Consider the following 18851-nt stretch of genomic DNA (forward strand, 5'->3'; position numbering starts at 1 on the left):
CTACGGCCCGGCGGCCGACGGCGGCTTCTGGCTGCTCGGCCTGCGCCGGCCGGACCCCGCGCTGCTGCTGGGCGTGCCGATGTCGCATCCGGAGACCGGCAAGCTCCAGCTCGACCGGCTGGACCGGGCGGGCCTGGCCGTCCATCTGCTGCCCGAACTGATCGACGTCGACACCGCGGCCGACGCCGCCGCCGTGGCCGCCCAGGCACCGGGCTCTCACTTCGCCGCGACGCTGCGGGAGCTGGGCCGATGATGGGGCAGCTCTACGCCGACGCGCTCGGCGGAGCGATCGCCGAGCTCGAGTACGTGGACGGCACGCGCGTCGCGCTGGAGACCGCGCGCTGGTTCGACCTGATCGACGGCGACGAGGCGCTGCTGGAGCGGTGCGCCAGCCCGACGCTCGACATCGGCTCCGGGCCCGGCCGGCTCACGGTCGCGCTGACCCGCCGCGGCGTCCGAGCGCTCGGCATCGACATCACGCCTCGCGCCGTTGCCCTGACCCGCAGGGCGGGCGGCTTCGCCCTGCTCCGGGACGTCTTCGACGAGGTGCCGGGCAGCGGCCAGTGGACGACGGCGCTGCTGGCCGACGGCAACATCGGCATCGGCGGCCATCCGGAAGCGCTGCTGCGCCGGGTCAGGCAACTGGTCCGGCCGGGCGGCACCGTCCTGGCCGAGGTCGCGCCGCCCGACACGAAAAGCCGGGTGGACCGGGTACGGCTGCGCCGCGGCTCGCTCGTCGGGGACTGGTTCGGCTGGGCGACCGTGTCGATGAGCGACATCCAGCGCCTTGCCTACGCCGCCGGGTTTCCAGAGGTGGAGCGCTGGACGGCACACGGCCGCTGGCTGGCGCGCCTGAGCTAGGCACCGTATGACCAAATTCGAAATCTGGTCAACCTCATACTTGAATTGACTAGATTTCAAAAATCGTCATATAGTCACGTCTCGACAGCGGCGACACCTGCGACAGGAGCAAGTCATGAACGCTCACGGCAAGACCGTTCTCGTCACCGGCGCCACCGGGAACCAGGGCGGTGCCACCGCCCGTCACCTGCTCGCCGACGGCTGGCGGGTCCGCGCCCTCGTCCGCGACGACACCGCGCCGGCGGCCGCCGAGCTCGCCGCCGCCGGCGCCGAGCTCGTCCGGGGCGACCTAGACGACCGCGACTCCATCACCGCGGCAGCAAGCGGCGCGTACGGCATCTACAGCGTCCAGTCCGTCAACGACAACGAGATCGCACAAGGCAAGAACGTTGCGGACGCCGCCAAGGCCGCGAACGTGCAGCACCTGGTGTATTCGTCGGTCGGCGGCGTCGAGAGCCAGAACCGGTTCTACGTGGAGCAGGGTTGGGGGCCCATCGACAAGTGGCAGATCGAGGAGCACATCCGCGAGCTGGGCGTGCCCGCGACGATCCTGCGCCCCGCAGGGTTCATGGAGGACTTCACCCGCCCGGCACGGTTCTTCCAGAACGGCTCACTCAACGTCCCCTGGCACGACGGCCTGGTCATGCACCTCATCGCCATCGACGACATCGGGGCGGTGGCCGCGCTGGCGTTCGCGGAACCAGACACCTACCTGGGCGAGGCCATGGACATCACCGGCGACAAGCTGACCACCCCGCAGATCGCCGACGCACTGAGCGCGGCGGCCGGTCGGCCGGTGCCGCACACCCAGATTCCGCTCAAGATCCTCTGGGAGCACAGTCCCGAGGCCGCGAAGGTCTTCACCTGGGCCAACGAGACCTACTACGACAGCGACCCCGCACCTCTGCGAACGGTCCACGCCGGCCTCATGGACTTCAGCACCTGGCTGAACCGATCGGGCAGGGCCCGACTCCTGGCGCAACTGGAATCCCTGCCGGCGTAACCAGGCACACCCGCGGTTTCAGGCTCACCGGCGCCGCCAGTTCACGCAGTGCCGCAGCCGACAGCGGGGGCGTCGAGCCCTTTCCGCGTCTTGAAGCCGACGGCGCACCGGCTATGGCAGAGTTCGGGGACAACAAGATCGAAAGGTGTGAGCCTTGGCAGTCTCCCTCGCCGCTTTGATGGTGGCCTCGTTACTCACCTCTCCCTCCGCCGCCCTGCCCGCGTGCCCGCAGATCTTCGGGCACGGCGGCTACCCCACCGGCGCCAACGCCTGGGAGAGGGACCAGGTGCGTCAGCCCAACAATCCGACAGCCATCCGTCGCTACCAAGGCTGGGGCGCCTCAGGCGTCGAGGCCGATCTGCAGCTCACCAAGGACGGCACCAAGGCCGTCATGTGGCACAACACCTCTACATGGGGACTGACGGGCGTCAAGAAGAACATCACCGACATCTGGTGGGCAGCGGGTGACACCGCGCTCAAGGGGCGGACCATCAACCGCGGCCTGTTCCAGGGCGAGACCGTCTACACCTTCCGTGAGTGGCTGGCCGCGATGAGGTCTGCCGGCATGGTCGGGCTGGTCGAGATCAAGCCGGAGGCCCGGCAGTCGCTGCTCAGCTCCAACGCCTCGATCAAGTCGCGGGCCTGGGCCGAGGTGCTCGACCCCGTCAAGGAGAACTATCAGTCGCAGGAGATCATCCTGTACTCCCACGACAGCGCACTGACCGCCGAGCTCAAGAACCGGGTGAGCGCCGCGGGCATGACAAAGGTGCTGAGTGGCGGGCCCATCTGGCCGGAGGTCACCAAGTGGGAGGAGCCGCCTCCCTCGTGGACACTGAACGAGAACGCTTGGAAGGCGGCGCTCGAGAGCGGCGCCAAGCGGGTGGCCACCGACTACACGCCCCAGTTCAGCGCCTGGCTCAAGGGCAAGTGCCAGTGACCTTGCTGCCGGAGGCAGACGGTCTGCTCGTGGTGCGCACCGGTTTCTCCGCAATCTCTCCATCGCCGACATGAGAGCGGCACCCAGCGAGCGGGGCTACCCCGTTTCAGCTGGGTCGTGACTTTCACCCGCCGCCAGCAGCCGCTGCCCGAGGACGCGTGCGGCCTGCTGGAGTTCGGGGCATCTGACGATCCGGTACGGCGCCGGGATCGCGGCGAGCTGCTCGGCGTACCACACCGGGTTGCTGGTGCTGCCGACCAGCCGGGAGGTCTTGGCATCGAGCGGCCGGAGCCGTCCGAGGGCGCGGGGAAGGCAACGGGCCACGGTGTCGGCAGGGGCGTCGATGACGACCTCGACGTCGTACTCCCATCCGACGGCGAGATGCTCCTCCAGCGTGGCGACCGGGTCAAGGTCGGCGGGTGGGCTGAAGGTGTCGTCGAGCACCTCCACTTCGCGGACGCGGTCGATCCGGTATGCGCGGCGGGCGTCGGCAGGATGGGACCGGCACAGCAGGTACCACCGGCCGTGACGTACGACGACGGCCCACGGGTCGACCTCGATGACCGACTCCGACCCGGCCTCGGAGCGGTAGCCGAGGCGCACCTGCCGGTGGTTCGAGCAGGCCTGCACGAGGGCGCTCGTGGCGGCGGGGTCGGGCCGGGCGGCGGCGCGGTCGGGGGCGGGCGCCGTAGTCCGGCGTACGGCCTCGACCTGGGCGGCCACCGGCTCCGGGAGGGCCCGTACGATCTTGCCGAGCGCGCTGCCGACCGGGCTGGTGGGATCGCTCGCGTCGTGGTGGCCGTCGAGCACGGCCATGACCAGGCCGAGTGCCTCGGCGGCGCTGAACATCAAGGGCGGAAGCCGCAGGCCGCGCCCGATGCGGTAGCCGCCGTAGGGTCCGCGGAGGGACTCGATCGGGATGCCGGCCTCGCGGAGGATCTCGACGTACCGCCGGGCGGCCCGCTCCGAAACGCCGAGTTTGCCGGCGAGGCGGTCCGCGGTGATGCCCGGGCTGCCCTGGACCAGTTCGAGGGCCAGCAGCGCCCGTGCGGTGGGGCTCGTGTCGGGCTTCACAACATCCCCGCAATCCGGAAGCAGAACGTCCGGAACGGAACCTAACACGCGGAGCCTGCCCGGGTACCCCGAGAGTCGTACTCACTTGGTGACGTCGAACGCCGTGTGCATACCCGAGGAGTAATGCCCAGGAAAGTTGCACACCAGCTCGTACCGTCCAGGGCGCAGCTTCAGCGTCACCCAGCCCGTGGAGCCCGGCGCGATGCCCGCGCCCTCACCCTCTCCGCAGTTGCGCGATGCCTCGCCGAGGCTGCCCGTCTCGCTCACGCGAGCATCGGATCCCACCGGCCGCTTCCCGATGGCCTGCCCTTTCGCGAGCGGCAGCACGACGAGTTCGTGGGCCAATGTGCCCGTGTTGGACGCACGGAACGACACGGCGCCCGCCGGGACCTCAGCCGGGGACACCGTCACGCGCATCGGCCCTGCCGTCGTGTCGGTCAGCTTCACGTCCACTACCTTGCCCGGCAGAGGCGGAGGGGTGCACTGCTGGGCCGCCTGTGCCGTGACCGCTGGTGTGCCGGCGAACAGTGCGGCCGTCAACGCGGCCGTCGCGGTCCCCGTGAACCACACGTCGTGGAGCCCCATCATCCTCACCTCCGAGAGCGCGAGTGCCGTGGGCGCGCGCGGTCGCGCTCGACCGGCGAGCGTCCCCTCTTCCAGACTACGAGCAGGGCGGACACCCCTTCTGATTCCACGGCGAGGCGGACGCCGGGGACCGTTACGCAGCATCAGAAGAAAGAAAAAAACCGATGTCTGGTCTGTCGATCCGGCCCGGGCGAGTTCGACGCGTTGGTGAAAGAACTCACCGGAAGGAAACGCCATGCAGAAGATCACCACGTACCTCTGGTTCGACAACCAGGCCGAGGAGGCCGCCGCGTTCTACACCTCGCTCTTCAAGGACTCGCGTGTCCTGGACGTCCAGCGCTACGGCGAGGGCGGGCCCGGCCCCGCCGGTACGGCGATGGTCGTGACGTTCGAGCTGGCCGGGCAGCGGTTCATCGCGCTGAACGGCGGCCCGGAGTTCAAGTTCACCGAGGCCATCTCGCTCTACGTCGACTGCGACTCGCAGGAGGAGGTCGACGAGCTGTGGGCGAAGCTCACCGAGGGCGGGGAGGAGTCGCAGTGCGGCTGGCTGAAGGACAAGTACGGCCTGTCCTGGCAGATCATCCCGCGACAGCTCCAGGAACTGCTCACCGACCCCGACCCGGCCAGGGCCCAGCGGGCCATGAAGGCCATGCTCGGCATGCAGAAGATCGAGGTCCAGGGTCTGGTGGACGCGGCCAACGGCTAGATGATTGATTCCCGGAGGCGTGGTGACAGTCAGTGGTCATAGGCGATCAGTGACCGCTTGATCGGCTGACCCGATCTGCTCGTTGTGCCAGATCGCGGTGGTCAGCGCCAGCAGTCGGGCCGCGATGCGGGCGGTGACGCCCGCCACGGTCCTTCCGGCATGTCGCTCCAGGTCAAGCTGTCCCTTGAGGGTCTGGTTGATCGACTCGATGCACTGCCGCCACGGCTTGAGGAACCGCCTGCCCGCCCGAGGGGCCTCGCCCTTGCGGGCGGGACGGATCAGCACGATGTCACGATCGGTGAGACCGGCCTCGAACTCCCGGCCGAAGTAGTGTGACGCACAGTAGCCATACTGGGCCCATCCAGCCGGGTCGCTGCGCAGCACGGTCTCCCGTGAGGCGCCGCACGGCACCGGGGTGGAATCGACCACCCACAGGTCGTCCCACCACAGCGCTGTCTGCGCGGCCATGAACCGGATCATCATCATGAGCAGCGTCGCTCCGACGGCTCGCCCAACAGGGCCGCCAACACCGCCAGTGTGACGACCTCAGCGCCACTCGACATGAGGTCGAACCCGCCAGGTGGACGCTCGGGAGCCAGCCACGGATGGGTCTTCAGCGTCTCGTCAGTGAAGAAGTAGAGTGCGGTCGCGAGGGTGTTGAGATCGTCTGTCACGAGAAGATCTTCAACACCCTCGCCTTCTTCTCTCAGGCGATCTCCAGGAATCAATCATCTGGGAGACAAGGGTCGCCCGTGGTATCCGCCGAAAACCGGGCGATACAGCGGCCAGTGGGTGGCCGCCCTGCGGTGATCCAGCAGTCCCGCCTGGGCGAGGAGGAATGCGCCGGAGCAGATCGCGACGATGCGGGTGCCTCACCAGTGGGCTTGCCGTATCGCGTCGAAGGCCATCGAGCTGTGCCACCTATGCGGTTGCGGGTACGTTCAGCGACTCCACGGCTCGGACGAGCGGTGCCAGCTCCGGATTCTTCGCGGTCTCGTCGAGCGCGTCGCGCAGGGCGGCTTCGTTGGTGGGCCGTGCTTGCTCCAGCAGCTTCAGGCCCGCCTCGGTGACGTTCGTGTAGATGCCGCGGCGGTCGGTAGGGCACAGGTAGCGCTCCAGGAGGCCGCGGTCCTCCAGGCGGGTGACCAGCCGGGTGGTGGCGCTCTGGCTGAGGACGACCGCGTCGGCGACCTGCTTCATCTGCAAGTGCCCCCCATCGCCGTCATGCTGCCGGCTGAGCACATCGAGCAGAGAGTACTCGCGCACGCTCAGACCATGCTTGGTCTGCAGCGCACGTTCGATGTGGGCCTCGATCCTCCCGTGCAGCAGGGAGAGGGCGCACCAACCCTGAGCGAGAGCGGTGAGCGCGGGATCCGTCGCTGTCATGCGCCCTCCTCCGTCCCGTAAGCGGCCGCATTCAAGGGTAGAGCACGGACGCAATAGCCCGCGCTTGCATTTGACCGCGTCTGCAACTATTGTACGCGAAGCCAAAGCGCATCTGCAATCGTCTGGAAAGGTGTGCCCACCATGCCTCTCGCGATCGGGGCCTTCGGCATCGAGCCGACCGAGTACGTGATCACGGGCTTCCTGCCGTAGGTCCTGGGCGCCATCCTCGTTCTGGCCATTTGTCGGCAGCCCTGGAGGGTCGCACCCGCGAGCCCGGACGCGTCGTCGCGGGCTTCATGCCTGCAGAACAGCGGACCGTCGTCCGCCACTGAACCGCACCAGGTGCGGGCCCGCAGCCGTCCCCGTGCCGCCAGATCCCATCCGCCCAGCGCCATACGGCACCGACCGCCTCACCAGGAGTTCGACGTGAGCACCACCCTCTTCACCCCCTACACCATCAGGTCACTGACCATCCCCAACCGCATCTGGATGGCGGCAATGTGCCAGTACAGCGCCGCACCGGACGGCGATGCGTCCGGCGCTCCGACGGACTGGCACTTCGCCCACCTCGCGGCACGCGCCACCGGCGGCGCAGGGCTGATCATCACGGAGGCCACAGCCGTCAGCCCCGAGGGCCGCATCAGTCCCTATGACCTCGGCATCTGGAACGACACCCAGGTCGCAGCCTTCCAGCGCATCACCTCCTTTCTGAAGGCTCAGGGCACCGTTCCCGCCATCCAGCTCGCCCACGCCGGCCGCAAGGCGTCCACCGAGCGCACCTGGGTCGACCGCGGACGCCAGATCGCCCCGGACGAACCCCACGGCTGGAGGCCGGTCGCCCCCAGCGCCATCCCCTTCGCCTCGACGTCGACCAGGCCGGATGAACTCACCGAGGAGCAGGTCGGCGGGATCGTCCAGCAGTTCGCCGACGCCGCCCGACGCGCGCTCGAAGCCGGCTTCCAGGCCGCCGAGATCCACGGCGCCCACGGCTACCTGATCCACCAATTCCTCTCCCCCTACAGCAACCACCGCACCGACGCATATGGCGGCTCTTTCGAGGGCCGGATCCGCTTCGCTCTGGAGGTCGTCGACGCCGTCCGCGCGGTGTGGCCCGAGGAACTGCCGGTCTTCTTCCGCATCTCCGCAACCGACTGGCTCACGGAGAATCCGGAGGACGACCGCGAGGGCTGGACGTCAGACGACACCGTCCGGCTGGCCAAGCTGCTCCGGGACCACGGCGTGGACCTGATGGACGTCTCCACCGGGGGCAACGTCCCCGACGCCAAGGTCGAAGTCGGCCCCGGCTACCAAGTGCCCTTCGCCGAGCCGGTACGCAACGAGACCGGCATGCCCGTGGCGGCCGTCGGCCTGATCACCGATCCGATCCAGGCCCAGGACATCCTCGCCACCGGCAAGGCCGACGCCGTCCTCCTGGGCCGCGAACTCCTGCGCAACCCGTACTGGCCGCGCCACGCCGCCACCGAGCTCGGCCGCCGAGTCTCCACCCCCGTCCAGTACCACCGCGCTTGACGTGCTCCCCGGCCTGACAGGGTGAGGCCCCTCGGGCGGGCAAGCGGTTCCGTCAAGCTGTCCCTTGAGGGTCTGATTGATCGACTCGATGCTGGAGCGACATGCCGGAAGGACCGTGGCGGGCGTCACCGCCCGCATCGCGGCCCGACTGCTGGCGCTGACCACCGCGATCTGGCACAACGAGCAGATCGGGTCAGCCGATCAAGCGGTCACTGATCGCCTATGACCACTGACTGTCACCACACCTCCGGGAATCAATCATCTCGAGGCGGGGTAGCGCGCTGGGGCGGGCCGTCCTGGTCCGCCCAGCGCACCCGTACCTGCCGGTCCATCGGGGCGACGCGGAAAATGCGGTGCGGTGCCGCCGCCCCTGAAGTAGCGTCGGCGCTCATGAGCCTCCCTCGCGTACGCCCTCCTCTCGTGGCAGACGAACGTACCCAGCTCGTCGGCTGGCTGGACATGCAGCGCGCGATCGTCCAGTGGAAATGCGAGGGCCTGTCGGAGGAGGACGCCCACCGGCCGGTCCTGCCGGCCTCGCCGCTCATGACGGTCGCGGGCCTGGTCTCCCACATGCGCTGGACCGAGCACTGCTGGTTCGAGGTGCTCTTCCTGGGCCGCCACCAGGACGAGAACCCGCAGTTCGATGAGGCTGTGGAGGACGCCGACATGAAGGTCGACGGCGTCCCGCTGGCGCGGCTCCTCGACGAATACGAGCGCCAGTGCCAGATCTCGAACGAGATCGTCGCCGCCCACTCGCTGGACGACGTGGGCAAGCACCCCGACTTCCGCTCCGGGTCCGCCACCCTGCGCTGGATGCTGATCCACATGGTCGAGGAGACGGCCAGGCACGCCGGCCACCTGGACACGATCAGGGAGCTGCTCGACGGCGCCAAGGGCTACTACTAACCAGGCTCCCCGGCTCCCTGCGTTCCTCGGCCACCCGCTGCACTTCGGTGCGGTCCCTTGGGGAGGAGGGGATGGGGACGTCAGTGCGGTCCCCTTTGGGGCGGGCGGTGGGGACTTCGGTGCGGCCCCCTTGGGACGAGCAGTGGGACTTCGGGGCGGTCCCTTTAGGGCGAGCGGTGCGGGCTTCGGGGCGGTCCCTTAGGAGGAGGGCGTGGGGGAAGTGGCGGCGTGTGCGTACGGCGGGGCTAGAGGCCGAGCACCTGGGCGGGCTCGGCGATGACCTGCTGGATGATCAGCCCCGCCGCGCCCAGCACGGCCGCGTCCGGGCCGATCTCCGACACCACGAGGGCGGGCGGCGTGCCGCGCATCTGCCCCAGCCTGGCCCCCAGCCCCTCCGACACCGGCCCTTCGAGCCAGGGGAACAGCGGCGCGTAGATACCGCCCAGCACGATCCTGCCGGGGTCGAGGAGGTGGACGGCCGAGGTGAGCGCCACGCCGAGCGCGTGCCCGGCCCGCTCGCACGCCTCCAGCGCCGGCCGGTCGCCCGATTCCAGCCGCGCGACCAGCGAGGTGACCGAGGACAGCGCGCCGAGCAGGGCGTCCTGGCCGGCGTACACCTCCAGACAGCCCCGCCCGCCGCACCGGCACGCCGGCCCGTCGGGCACGATGACGACGTGGCCCAGCTCGCCCGCCAGCCCGAACGTCCCCCTGAACACCGTCCCGCCCACCACGAGCCCGGCCCCGATGCCGATCTCGCCGGACACGTAGAGGAAGTCCGGCGCCCGCGAGCCGAACCACAGCTCGCCGAGCGCCGCCAGGTTCGCCTCGTTGTCGATCGCGAACGGCAGATCGACCAGGTCCGGCACGCGTACGTCCCGCCAGCCGAGGTGCGGCGCGTTACGCAGGACCTCGCCCTCGACCGTGCCGGGCACGGCCAGTGCCGCGCCGATGATCCGCAGCCCAGCCTGCTCGGCCTCGGCCGTCGTCTCCTTCACGAGGTCGCGCAGGCTCTCCAGGATCTCCACGGGGTCGGAGTTGCGGTTGTCGGCCCGCCGCGTACGGCGCAGCCGCACGGCCCGCGTGAGATCGACGACGCACGCGGCCAGATAGTCGATGTTGATCTCCAGCCCCAGCGTGGCCACCCGGTGCCCGCTCAAGCTCACCGCGACCCCCGGCCGCCCGCGCTCGCCGCCCCGCACGGCCCCGCTCTCGGTCACCACCCCCGCCTCCAGGAGGTCGGAGACCAGGCTGGACACGGTGGTCTTGGTCAGCCCCGTTATCTCAGCGAGCGCCGCCCTGGTGTGAGGTCCTGATCGGTGGATGGCACCCAGTACTACGGCCAGGTTACGGGCGCGCATGGAATCATGCCTGACCCCCCTTGACGCCGCCATGCCCACCTCCTCAGGATTATGTACAGATTATGGACTAATCACAGGGAGCGCAGCTAAATGTCAGCATTCACCCCGACCCCCGACGACCGCTTCACGTTCGGCCTGTGGACTGTCGGATGGCAGGCGCGCGACCCGTTCGGCGACGCCTCCAGGGCGCCGCTCGACCCGGTGGAGAGCGTGCACCGGCTGTCCGAGCTCGGCGCGTACGGCGTCACGTTCCACGACGACGACCTGCTCGCCGTCGAGCCCGACAGGGAGAAGGCCATCGCGGCGTTCAGGAAGGCCCTGGACGAGACCGGCATGAAGGTGCCGATGGCGACCACGAACCTCTTCACGCACCCGGTCTTCAAGGACGGCGCCTTCACCAGCAACGACCGCGACGTCCGCCGGTACGCGCTGCGCAAGGTGATCAGGAACATCGACCTGGCCGCCTCGCTCGGCGCCAAGACGTACGTGTGCTGGGGCGGCCGCGAGGGCGCCGAGTCGGACGCGGCCAAGGACGTCAAGGCCGCGCTCGACCGCTACAAGGAGGGCCTCGACACGCTCTGCTCGTACGTACGCGAGCGCGGCTACGACATCCGCTTCGCCCTCGAGCCCAAGCCCAACGAGCCCCGCGGCGACATCCTCCTGCCCACGATCGGCCACGCCCTGGCCCTGATCAACGACCTGGAGCACCCCGAGATGGTGGGCCTCAACCCCGAGGTCGGCCACGAGCAGATGGCCGGGCTGAACTTCGTGCACGGCATCGCCCAGGCGCTCTGGCACGGCAAGCTCTTCCACATCGACCTGAACGGCCAGCACGGGCCGAAGTACGACCAGGACCTGATCTTCGGACACGGCGACCTCAAGAGCGCCTTCTTCCTGGTCGACCTGCTGGAGAACGGCGGCTACGACGGGCCGCGCCACTTCGACTACAAGCCGCTGCGCACCGAGGACGCCCAGGACGTGTGGGACTCGGCCGCGGCGAACATGCGCACGTACCTGATCCTCAAGGAGAAGTCGCGGGCCTTCCGCGCCGACCCCGAAGTGCAGGAGGCCCTGCGCGCCTCTCGCGTGGACGAGCTCGCGCAGCCTACGCTGGCGCCGGGCGAGACCTGGGCCGACCTGGCCAAGGACGACTTCGACCCGGAGGTGGCGGCCGCGCGCGGCTTCCACTTCACCCGGCTCAACCAGCTCGCACTCGAGCACCTCCTGGGGGTACGCGGATGACGAAACCCATCAGTGTCCAGCTCTACACCGTCAGGGACGCGCTGGCGGCAGACCGCGACACGGTGCTGAGCCAGATCGCGGAGATCGGCTACCGGGCCGTGGAGCCCTACGATCCCACGACCGATCCCAAGGGCTTCCGCGAGGTGATCGACGACCTCGGGTTGAGCGTGTCGAGCACGCACGCGTACGCGCTGCTGAGCAAGGAGCCCGCCGAGGTCTTCGACGCCATCGCCACGATCGGCACCGACCTGGTGATCGTCCCCGGCGGCATCGCGCACGAGGAGTTCACCACGCGCGACGGCCTCTCGCGCACGGCCGACCTGCTGAACGGCCTGGCCGAGCAGGCGGCCGGGCACGGCATGCGGATCGGGTACCACAACCACTGGTGGGAGATCGAGCCGGAGATCGACGGCCGGCACGCCCTCGAGGCGCTGGCCGACCTGCTCGCCCCCGAGGTGTTCCTGGAGATCGACACGTACTGGGCGGCCGTGGGCGGCGCCGATGTGCCCGCCCTGCTCGGCCGCCTGGCCGAGCGCACACTGGCGCTGCACGTCAAGGACGGGCCGGTGGTCAAGGGCGAGCCGCACACCGCGGTGGGCAGGGGCGTCATGCCCGTGCCCGAGATCCTCGCCGCCGCCCCCGAGTCCTGGCGCATCGTCGAGCTCGACGAGTGCGCGACCGACGTCTTCGCCGCTCTCGCGGACAGCCACGCCTATCTCACCTCCCTGGAGAGCTCTTGAGCAACGGCCCCGTCGGCGTCGCACTGGTAGGCGCCGGAAACATCAGTGGCCAGTACCTTCGCAACCTCACAGCCTTCCCCGACGTACGAGTGCTCGGCGTCGCGGACATCGACACCGAGCGGGCCGCCGCGGTCGCCGGCGAGTACGGCGTGCCCGTGTCGGGTGCCCTCGCCACCGTCCTGGCGGTGCCCGAGGTCGAGATCGTCGTCAACCTCACCATCCCGACCGCGCACGCGGCCGTCGCGCTGGAGTCGCTGCGTGCCGGCAAGCATGTGTACGGCGAGAAGCCGCTGGCCACGGACGTGGACCAGGCGACCAAGATCGTGGCCGAGGCCGCCAACCTGGGCCTGCGGGTGGGCGGCGCGCCCGACACCTTCTTAGGTGCAGGGCTCCAGTCGGCCCTGCACGCCCTGCGCTCCGGCCTCATCGGCGAACCGGTCGCCGTCACGGCGGCCACGCAGAGCCTCGGCCCCGAGTCCTGGCACCCCAACCCTGAGTTCTTCTACCAACCGGGCGGCGGCCCGCTCTTCGACCTGGGCCCGTACTACCTGACCGCCCTGGTGTCGCTGCTCGGCCCCGTCACCCGGGTGGCGGCCGGCACGCGCAGGGCACGCCTGCACCGCGTCGTCGGCTCAGGGCCCAAGGAGGGCAAGGTCTTCCCCGTGGACGTCCCGACGCACGTCAACGCGCTGCTGGACTTCCCGGGGGCGGCCACCGCCTCTGCCACCTTCAGTTTCGACTCGCCGATCAACCGGCGGACCATCGAGATCATCGGCTCCGAGGGCGCCCTGTCGCTCCCCGATCCCAACACCTTCGAGGGGCCCCTGCTGGCCCGAGGGCTGCATGACACGGACTGGCGTGAGCTGCCGGTCTCCGGCACCACGGCTGGGCGCGGCATCGGCGTGCTCGACCTGGCCAGGTCACTCCGGTCGGGCGCGCCGCACCGCGCCTCGGGCGAGCTGGCGTTCCATGTGCTGGAGCTCATGTCCGCCATCTCGGAGTCGGGCGAACGCTCGGAGTTCCAGCCCATCACGTCCACCACCACCGCGCCGGAGCCGCTCCCGGCGGACTGGGACCCGTACACGTCGACTCTTTGACCCGATCCGCGGCGCCCGACCGCCCTTGGCGCCGGGCGCCGCACCGCGGTCTCCACCACGACGGTTGCACGTCTCCCGCCCTGCGCGGGATGTGACGTCGGTGGGCCGGCGCGGGGCGCGACGGACGCAACCAGGTAACACGTTGGCTTGCGCAGGGCTGAGCCGCGAGAATGGCACGATGGTGGAGAGTGGCGAGACCGACTGGGTCTCCAGGTTCGCGGACGAGGTCATCTCCGAGGCGGAGCGACGCGCGCCCGGCAAACCGGTCGTGTGCGCCTCGGGCCTGAGCCCGTCGGGCCCTATCCACCTGGGCAACCTGCGCGAGGTCATGACCCCTCACCTGGTCGCCGACGAGATCCGGCGGCGCGGCGTCGAGTGCGTGCACCTGCTGTCCTGGGACGACTACGACCGCTTCCGCAGGGTGCCCGCGGGCGTCGACCCCTCCTGGGCCGAGCACATCGGCAAGCCGCTGACCTCTGTCCCCGCGCCTCCGGGCAGCACACACGAAAACTGGGCTGAGCACTTCAAGGCGCCCATGATCGAGGCCCTCGAGCAGCTGGGTGTCGAATACCACGGCATCAGCCAGACCGAGCAGTACACGAAAGGCGCCTACCGCGAGCAGATCCTGCTGGCCGTGCGCGAGCGCGCCGGGATCGACGCCGTGCTGTCGCGCTACCGCTCGAAGCAGGTGGAGGAGTACTTCCCGTACAAGCCGTACTGCGACCTGTGCGAGCGTGACCTGACCCGGGTCACCGCCTACGACGACGCGACCACCGAGCTGGCCTACACGTGCGAGTGCGGCTTCGGCGAGACCGTGCGACTGGCCGAACACGACCGCGGCAAGCTGGTGTGGAAGGTCGACTGGCCGATGCGCTGGGCCTACGAGGGCGTGGTGTTCGAGCCGTCCGGGGTCGATCACCACTCTCCCGGCTCGGCGTGGATCGTCGGCGGCCAGATCGTGGGCGAGGTGTTCGGCGGGCAGCAGCCGATCGGCCCCATGTACGCGTTCGTCGGCATCACCGGCATGGCCAAGATGAGCAGCTCCAAGGGCGACGTGCCGATCCCCGCCGACGCCCTGGAGATCATGGAGGCGCCGGTGCTGCGCTGGCTCTACGCCCGCCGCAAGCCGGCCCAGTCCTTCAAGATCGCCTTCGACCAGGAGATCCAGCGGCTCTACGACGAGTGGGACGCCCTGGGCCGCAAGGTCGCGGAAGGCCGGGCCCAGCCCGCCGAGCTGGCCGCGTACAACCGGGCCGTGAGCACGGCCACGGGCCCGCTCCCAGCGACACCTCACCCGGTCCCCTACCGCACGCTGGCCTCCATCGCCGACATCACGACCGGCGATGCCGAGCAGACCGTGCGCATCCTGCGCGACCTCGACGCGATCGAGACGCTCGACGAGGCCCGCCCCCGCCTGGACAGGGCCCAGCGCTGGATCGACGGCCACGTGCCCGCCGACCAGCGCACGCGCGTGCGCGACGAGCCCGACGAGGAGCTGCTCGACTCGCTCGGCCCCGCCGAGCGCGAGTCGTTGCGGCTGCTGGCCGACGGACTGGACGACTGGTCGCTGGCAGGCCTGACCACGCTGGTGTACGGCGTGCCGAAGCTCCAGGCCGGGCTGCCGGCGGACGCCGAGGCGTCGCCGGAGCTGAAGGCGGCGCAGCGGGCCTTCTTCGCCCTGCTCTACAAGCTCCTGGTCGGCCGCGACACCGGTCCGAGGCTCCCCACGCTGCTGCTGGCCGTGGGCGCCGACCGGGTGCGGAAACTCGTGGGCGCGTGAACGGCGTCGTCCTGATCACCGGCATCTCGGCCGCCGGCAAGTCCACCGTGGCGCAGGCCCTGGCCGAACGGCTGCCGCGCTCCGCCCACGTGCGCGGCGACACGTTCAGGCGCATGGTAGTGGGCGGCCGTGCCGAGATGACCCCCGAATCCACCGACGAGGCGGTTCGCCAGCTCCACCTGCGTTACCGGATAGCGGCCAGCACGGCGGACACGTATTTCGACTCCGGATTCACGCCAATAGTCCAGGACGTCATTCTCGGCGAGGACTTGGAACGGTTTACGACACTTATTCGCACCCGTCCTCTTCATGTAATCGTCCTGGCCCCCGATCCGGATGAAGTCGATCATCGCGAGCGGGCCCGAGCCAAGATCGGATACGGCGGCGGATGGACGATTGCCCAGCTGGACGCGGTGCTCCGCATGGAAACTCCGCGCATCGGCCTGTGGCTCGACACCACGCGGCAGACGCCCCAGGAGACCGTTGACGAGATCGTCAAGAGGGCCGCGGAAGCGAAGATCTTGTAAAAACAGACCAATGCAAGGAGGCGTCAAGTGACTTGCATGTGCGCCGGGTGACCTTTAGCACATGAACAAGCAGCCTTTCGCCGCCAGCGTCAGTGTCATCGTCCCCGCGATGAACGAGGCCGAGAACCTCCCCCACGTCTTCGCCACGCTGCCCGAGTGGATCGACGAGGTCATCCTCGTTGACGGCAACTCGACCGACGACACCGTCGCCGTCGCGCGAAGGCTGCGCCCCGATCTCCGGGTCGTCGTGCAGTCCCGGCGCGGCAAGGGCAACGCCCTCATCGAGGGCTTCCAGGCCGCCCGGGGCGACATCATCGTCATGATCGACGCCGACGGCTCGACCGACGGCCGGGAGATCCACTCCTTCGTCACCACGCTCGTCAACGGCGCCGACTTCGCCAAGGGCTCCAGGTACGCCCCTGGTGGCGGCTCGGACGACCTCAGTCCGATCCGCTCGTTCGGCAACAAGTTCCTCACCGGGCTGACGAACCTCCTCTACGGCACCCGCTACACCGACCTCTGCTACGGCTACAACGCCTTCTGGGCCTGCCACCTCGACTCCCTCGAGCTCGACTGCGACGGCTTCGAGATCGAGACGTTGATGAACGTCCGCGCCGCCCAGGCCGGCCTCGTCATCCGCGAGGTCCCCAGCCACGAGCGCTCCCGCATCCACGGCGCGAGCAACCTGCACGCGGTGCGTGACGGCTGGCGCGTGCTCAAGACGATCATGCGGGAGCGCACGCGAGGGTCTGCCGTGACGGCGCAGGCCCAAGTTGCGCTCGCAAAGTGACATCCTTGGACAATGCGCTACATAGTGATCGGAGCAGGAGCAGTCGGCGGCACCATCGGCGCCCGCCTCCACCAGGGCGGGCACGAGGTTGTCCTCATCGCCAGAGGCGCCCATTATGAGGCGCTCAAGCGTGACGGCCTGCGCCTGATCACCCCCGAGTCATCCGAGACCCTCGACATCCCCACCGCCGACGGCCCCGTGCCGGCGCGCGACGACGACGTACTGATCGTGGCAACCAAGTCGCAGGACACGATCGCCGCACTCGACGGCTGGCCGTCTGATCTGCCCGTGGTGTGCGCCCAGAACGGTGTGGACAACGAGCGCACCGTCCTGCGGCGCTTCGAGCGCGTTTACGGCATGTGCCTGTGGCTGCCCGCGCAGCACCTGGAGCCCGGCGTCGTGGCCGCGCACGCGCATCCGTACTCCGGCATGCTGCATGTCGGCCGCTATCCCCAGGGTGTGGACGAACTCGCCCAGCGGATCGCCGACGACCTGAGCAAGCACGGCCTGGTGGGCCTGGCCCAGACCGACGTCATGCGCTGGAAGTACGGCAAGCTGATCGGCAACCTGGGCAACGCCGTGGAGGCGCTCCTGGGCCACGTTCCCGGCATGGAGACGGTGCTCGAGCGGGCCAGGGCCGAGGCCATGACCGTGCTGGACCGGGCCGGGATCGCGTACTCGACGCCCGAGGAGGAGGCCCGCGTACGCGGCCGCAAGGTGGACGTCCAGCCCATCGAGGGCATCGCCCGCGGCGGCGGCTCGTCGTGGCAGAGCCTGGCAAGGAGCAGCGGCTCGATCGAGGCCGACTACCTCAACGGCGAGATCGTGCTGCTCGGCCGCCTGCACGGCGTGCCCACCCCGGTCAACGAGGTGCTGCGGCGCGAGGCCAACAGGTTCGCCAAGGAGAAGCGGCCGCCGGGCTCGATGCCGCTGGAGACCCTGCTGGCGCTCATCGACGGGCGTTCCGCAGCCTGATCCCGCTGAACTCCAGCGTGCTGGCGATCACCTCGTCCCAGAACGGCCACAGGCGGGGCAGCACTCTGAGCTGGATCCCCGCCTCCTCATACAGCTCGAACAGGTCTCCCACGCGCTCCGGCGGGCCCAGCGGCGTCACGGGGACCGTGGAGACCACGGCGGACGGCGGGTCACCGATGGGCTTGAAGTCGTCCGCCGGCAGGCGGTAGGCGTACAGCCGCACCTCCCGGATCGGCTTCAGCCAGCCGTACTCGATGGCGTGCACCCGCTCGCCGCTCCCCGCGCCGATGATCCGGGCCGCGTCCTCCTCGGTGGTGCGTGGCCCGACCCAGGCCATGGCCCGCGGGCAGGCGCGCGGGAACCAGTAATCGGGGCAGCGGTCGTGACCGACCGCCCACACGTACGACTCCTTCAAGCTGGACGTCGGTGCCACGTGCGGGACGAACCGCTCGATCGTCGGGTCCTCGGAGAAGTGGAGCACCTGTCCCGGCTCGGGTCTCATGAACGCAATCATGGCGCATACCCCTGCGCCGTCGGGGCAGTGGAAGCGGGCTCTGACGACAAGGGGTGAGTTGGATGATCCTGCTTGGACTGATCTTGGTCCTGCTCGCCGGCGGCGCCTTCGCCTTGGTCCTGACCGAGGAGAGCGCCAGGTACATCCTGTTCGGATATACCTTCGAGCCCAATCAGGTGGAGATGTTCTTCGCGGGGGCGGCCGCTGGTGCCGTCCTGCTGCTGGGTCTCTGGCTGTTGGGCTCGGGCTCGCGCAGGTCCGCAAAACGCCGCCGCGCGCTACGCGGCGCGAGGGCCGAGGCCTCCAGCCGGGTGGCCCGGCTGGAGGATGAGAAGCGAGAGCTGGAGCGGCGGCTGGAACGCAGCCCCGAACCCAGCGACCGCCTCGTCGCCCGCGGCTCCGAGGACACGAGGCCGTGACTCATTGGCGCGAGGGCACCAGATTGCCCTCGCGCCAGAGCGCGAAGCCGGTGATGACCGCGCCGAGCCCCTCCCAGAGCCCGACGCCGAAGAACTTGCCCGGTGCCGCTCCGGTCACCACCAGCGTGGTGAAGACCGTGAACGTCACGAGCCTGAACGGCACAGTCCAGCGGAAGAACGGCGTGTAGTTCGCCGACGACGCGAAAATGTAATAGACGCCCATGTTCACCGCCGCCATCGATGAGGCGGCCATATAGACCAGCGTGTAGTCCCCGGCGGGCCGTACGTCGACCACCTCGAAACCCAGCATGGCCAGCAAGGTGTCGGGCGAGATCAACCCGAGGAGGCCGAGCACGAAGGAGAGGAGGCCGAAGACCGCGATGGTCCAGCCGGAGAAAGAACGCGGAAGACGCACAGAAAT

General features: G+C 69.4%; 24 protein-coding genes and 1 pseudogene. 16 read left to right on the forward strand and 9 right to left on the reverse strand.

Annotated features, from left to right (window positions below; translation table 11 throughout):
• From AB0J09_RS13255 to AB0J09_RS13270, 4 genes are all read left to right on the forward strand, one after another.
• The coding region (locus AB0J09_RS13255) for a DUF2064 domain-containing protein (RefSeq protein WP_360689491.1) at positions 1–253 on the forward strand (253 nt) is incomplete at its 5' end.
• Positions 250–861, forward strand: a complete 612-nt coding sequence (locus AB0J09_RS13260; protein ID WP_360689493.1) for a methyltransferase domain-containing protein — start codon at positions 250–252, stop codon at positions 859–861. The genes AB0J09_RS13255 and AB0J09_RS13260, both read left to right, overlap by 4 nt.
• A gap of 115 nt (positions 862–976) precedes the next feature.
• Positions 977–1864 carry an NmrA/HSCARG family protein gene (locus AB0J09_RS13265; protein ID WP_360689495.1) on the forward strand — a complete coding sequence of 296 codons (888 nt, stop codon included), beginning with the start codon at positions 977–979 and terminating at the stop codon, positions 1862–1864.
• Positions 1865–2018: 154 nt separating this feature from the next.
• Positions 2019–2801 carry a glycerophosphodiester phosphodiesterase family protein gene (locus AB0J09_RS13270; protein ID WP_360689497.1) on the forward strand — a complete coding sequence of 261 codons (783 nt, stop codon included), beginning with the start codon at positions 2019–2021 and terminating at the stop codon, positions 2799–2801.
• 96 nt (positions 2802–2897) lie between these two features.
• Here AB0J09_RS13270 and AB0J09_RS13275 read toward each other — a convergent pair whose 3' ends face one another.
• Positions 2898–3875, reverse strand: coding sequence for a WYL domain-containing protein (locus tag AB0J09_RS13275; protein WP_360689499.1), 978 nt, complete (start codon positions 3873–3875; stop codon positions 2898–2900).
• An 81-nt stretch (positions 3876–3956) separates the two neighbouring features.
• Positions 3957–4463, reverse strand: a complete 507-nt coding sequence (locus tag AB0J09_RS13280) for a sulfocyanin-like copper-binding protein (protein WP_360689501.1) — start codon at positions 4461–4463, stop codon at positions 3957–3959.
• Positions 4464–4695: 232 nt separating this feature from the next.
• Between AB0J09_RS13280 and AB0J09_RS13285 the strand changes: the two genes are divergently transcribed.
• Positions 4696–5166, forward strand: a complete 471-nt coding sequence (locus AB0J09_RS13285) for a VOC family protein (protein ID WP_360689503.1) — start codon at positions 4696–4698, stop codon at positions 5164–5166.
• A 36-nt stretch (positions 5167–5202) separates the two neighbouring features.
• Here the strand turns inward: AB0J09_RS13285 and AB0J09_RS13290 are convergent, their stop codons facing one another.
• From AB0J09_RS13290 to AB0J09_RS13305, 4 genes and pseudogenes are all read right to left on the reverse strand, one after another.
• Positions 5203–5634 carry a hypothetical protein gene (locus AB0J09_RS13290; protein ID WP_360689505.1) on the reverse strand — a complete coding sequence of 144 codons (432 nt, stop codon included), beginning with the start codon at positions 5632–5634 and terminating at the stop codon, positions 5203–5205.
• 14 nt (positions 5635–5648) lie between these two features.
• A complete protein-coding gene (locus tag AB0J09_RS13295) occupies positions 5649–5840 on the reverse strand; it encodes a hypothetical protein (protein ID WP_360689507.1) in 192 nt (63 codons plus the stop codon).
• A 111-nt stretch (positions 5841–5951) separates the two neighbouring features.
• Positions 5952–6065: pseudogene (locus AB0J09_RS13300) on the reverse strand (DJ-1/PfpI family protein); the annotation flags it as partial.
• A 22-nt stretch (positions 6066–6087) separates the two neighbouring features.
• Positions 6088–6552 (reverse strand): MarR family transcriptional regulator, encoded by a 465-nt coding sequence (locus tag AB0J09_RS13305; protein ID WP_360689509.1) that lies wholly within the window; start codon positions 6550–6552, stop codon positions 6088–6090.
• Between the two features lie 426 nt (positions 6553–6978).
• On the opposite strand from AB0J09_RS13305, the gene AB0J09_RS13310 reads away from it, so the two are divergent.
• From AB0J09_RS13310 to AB0J09_RS13320, 3 genes are all read left to right on the forward strand, one after another.
• A complete protein-coding gene (locus tag AB0J09_RS13310) occupies positions 6979–8082 on the forward strand; it encodes an NADH:flavin oxidoreductase/NADH oxidase (protein WP_360689511.1) in 1104 nt (367 codons plus the stop codon).
• A gap of 88 nt (positions 8083–8170) precedes the next feature.
• Complete coding sequence (locus tag AB0J09_RS13315; RefSeq protein ID WP_360689513.1) at positions 8171–8308, forward strand: hypothetical protein; 138 nt, start codon at positions 8171–8173, stop codon at positions 8306–8308.
• A 164-nt stretch (positions 8309–8472) separates the two neighbouring features.
• A complete protein-coding gene (locus AB0J09_RS13320; RefSeq protein ID WP_360689515.1) occupies positions 8473–8988 on the forward strand; it encodes a DinB family protein in 516 nt (171 codons plus the stop codon).
• A 245-nt stretch (positions 8989–9233) separates the two neighbouring features.
• On the opposite strand, the gene AB0J09_RS13325 is transcribed toward AB0J09_RS13320, so the two are convergent.
• Positions 9234–10379, reverse strand: a complete 1146-nt coding sequence (locus tag AB0J09_RS13325) for an ROK family transcriptional regulator (protein ID WP_360689517.1) — start codon at positions 10377–10379, stop codon at positions 9234–9236.
• 57 nt (positions 10380–10436) lie between these two features.
• On the opposite strand from AB0J09_RS13325, the gene xylA reads away from it, so the two are divergent.
• The 7 genes from xylA (at position 10437) to AB0J09_RS13360 (ending at position 17497) form a co-directional block, all read left to right on the forward strand.
• Positions 10437–11588, forward strand: a complete 1152-nt coding sequence (xylA, locus tag AB0J09_RS13330) for a xylose isomerase (RefSeq protein WP_360689519.1) — start codon at positions 10437–10439, stop codon at positions 11586–11588.
• Positions 11585–12328 carry a sugar phosphate isomerase/epimerase gene (locus AB0J09_RS13335; protein ID WP_360689521.1) on the forward strand — a complete coding sequence of 248 codons (744 nt, stop codon included), beginning with the start codon at positions 11585–11587 and terminating at the stop codon, positions 12326–12328. Before xylA ends, AB0J09_RS13335 begins: the two co-directional genes overlap by 4 nt.
• Entirely contained in the window at positions 12325–13425 is a 1101-nt protein-coding gene (locus AB0J09_RS13340; protein WP_360689523.1) for a Gfo/Idh/MocA family oxidoreductase, read from the forward strand. The genes AB0J09_RS13335 and AB0J09_RS13340 overlap by 4 nt, the downstream gene beginning before the upstream one ends.
• Before the next feature lie 178 nt (positions 13426–13603).
• Positions 13604–15205, forward strand: coding sequence for a lysine--tRNA ligase (lysS, locus tag AB0J09_RS13345; protein ID WP_360689525.1), 1602 nt, complete (start codon positions 13604–13606; stop codon positions 15203–15205).
• Entirely contained in the window at positions 15202–15732 is a 531-nt protein-coding gene (locus tag AB0J09_RS13350) for an AAA family ATPase (RefSeq protein ID WP_360689527.1), read from the forward strand. Before lysS ends, AB0J09_RS13350 begins: the two co-directional genes overlap by 4 nt.
• A 61-nt stretch (positions 15733–15793) precedes the next feature.
• Positions 15794–16522, forward strand: coding sequence for a glycosyltransferase family 2 protein (locus tag AB0J09_RS13355; RefSeq protein WP_360689529.1), 729 nt, complete (start codon positions 15794–15796; stop codon positions 16520–16522).
• 12 nt (positions 16523–16534) lie between these two features.
• Positions 16535–17497: a 2-dehydropantoate 2-reductase N-terminal domain-containing protein gene (locus tag AB0J09_RS13360; RefSeq protein ID WP_360689531.1), complete on the forward strand. Its 963-nt coding sequence runs from the start codon at positions 16535–16537 to the stop codon at positions 17495–17497.
• Here the strand turns inward: AB0J09_RS13360 and AB0J09_RS13365 are convergent.
• Positions 17472–17999 (reverse strand): DUF6886 family protein, encoded by a 528-nt coding sequence (locus tag AB0J09_RS13365; RefSeq protein ID WP_360689533.1) that lies wholly within the window; start codon positions 17997–17999, stop codon positions 17472–17474. The genes AB0J09_RS13360 and AB0J09_RS13365 overlap by 26 nt on opposite strands.
• Before the next feature lie 74 nt (positions 18000–18073).
• Here AB0J09_RS13365 and AB0J09_RS13370 point away from each other — a divergent pair, with 74 nt between their 5' ends.
• Positions 18074–18430 carry a hypothetical protein gene (locus AB0J09_RS13370; protein ID WP_360689535.1) on the forward strand — a complete coding sequence of 119 codons (357 nt, stop codon included), beginning with the start codon at positions 18074–18076 and terminating at the stop codon, positions 18428–18430.
• 1 nt (position 18431) lies between these two features.
• Here the strand turns inward: AB0J09_RS13370 and AB0J09_RS13375 are convergent, their stop codons facing one another.
• Positions 18432–18845, reverse strand: a complete 414-nt coding sequence (locus tag AB0J09_RS13375; RefSeq protein ID WP_360689537.1) for a hypothetical protein — start codon at positions 18843–18845, stop codon at positions 18432–18434.
• Positions 18846–18851: the final 6 nt, after the last annotated feature.

The organism is Nonomuraea sp. NPDC049784 (assembly GCF_040659615.1).
Classification (GTDB): Bacteria; Actinomycetota; Actinomycetes; order Streptosporangiales; family Streptosporangiaceae; genus Nonomuraea.

Bases quoted from the DNA above. Each gene is read 5' to 3' on its own strand.
- AB0J09_RS13260 (WP_360689493.1), top strand. From the start codon at position 250: ATGATGGGGCAGCTCTACGCCGACGCGCTCGGCGGAGCGATCGCCGAG.
- AB0J09_RS13265 (WP_360689495.1), top strand. From the start codon at position 977: ATGAACGCTCACGGCAAGACCGTTCTCGTCACCGGCGCCACCGGGAAC.
- AB0J09_RS13280 (WP_360689501.1), bottom strand. From the start codon at position 4,463: ATGATGGGGCTCCACGACGTGTGGTTCACGGGGACCGCGACGGCCGCG.
- AB0J09_RS13285 (WP_360689503.1), top strand. From the start codon at position 4,696: ATGCAGAAGATCACCACGTACCTCTGGTTCGACAACCAGGCCGAGGAG.
- AB0J09_RS13290 (WP_360689505.1), bottom strand. From the start codon at position 5,634: ATGGCCGCGCAGACAGCGCTGTGGTGGGACGACCTGTGGGTGGTCGAT.
- AB0J09_RS13305 (WP_360689509.1), bottom strand. From the start codon at position 6,552: ATGACAGCGACGGATCCCGCGCTCACCGCTCTCGCTCAGGGTTGGTGC.
- AB0J09_RS13315 (WP_360689513.1), top strand. From the start codon at position 8,171: ATGCTGGAGCGACATGCCGGAAGGACCGTGGCGGGCGTCACCGCCCGC.
- AB0J09_RS13320 (WP_360689515.1), top strand. From the start codon at position 8,473: ATGAGCCTCCCTCGCGTACGCCCTCCTCTCGTGGCAGACGAACGTACC.
- AB0J09_RS13325 (WP_360689517.1), bottom strand. From the start codon at position 10,379: ATGGCGGCGTCAAGGGGGGTCAGGCATGATTCCATGCGCGCCCGTAAC.
- xylA (WP_360689519.1), top strand. From the start codon at position 10,437: ATGTCAGCATTCACCCCGACCCCCGACGACCGCTTCACGTTCGGCCTG.
- AB0J09_RS13335 (WP_360689521.1), top strand. From the start codon at position 11,585: ATGACGAAACCCATCAGTGTCCAGCTCTACACCGTCAGGGACGCGCTG.
- lysS (WP_360689525.1), top strand. From the start codon at position 13,604: ATGGTGGAGAGTGGCGAGACCGACTGGGTCTCCAGGTTCGCGGACGAG.
- AB0J09_RS13355 (WP_360689529.1), top strand. From the start codon at position 15,794: ATGAACAAGCAGCCTTTCGCCGCCAGCGTCAGTGTCATCGTCCCCGCG.
- AB0J09_RS13360 (WP_360689531.1), top strand. From the start codon at position 16,535: ATGCGCTACATAGTGATCGGAGCAGGAGCAGTCGGCGGCACCATCGGC.
- AB0J09_RS13365 (WP_360689533.1), bottom strand. From the start codon at position 17,999: ATGAGACCCGAGCCGGGACAGGTGCTCCACTTCTCCGAGGACCCGACG.
- AB0J09_RS13370 (WP_360689535.1), top strand. From the start codon at position 18,074: ATGATCCTGCTTGGACTGATCTTGGTCCTGCTCGCCGGCGGCGCCTTC.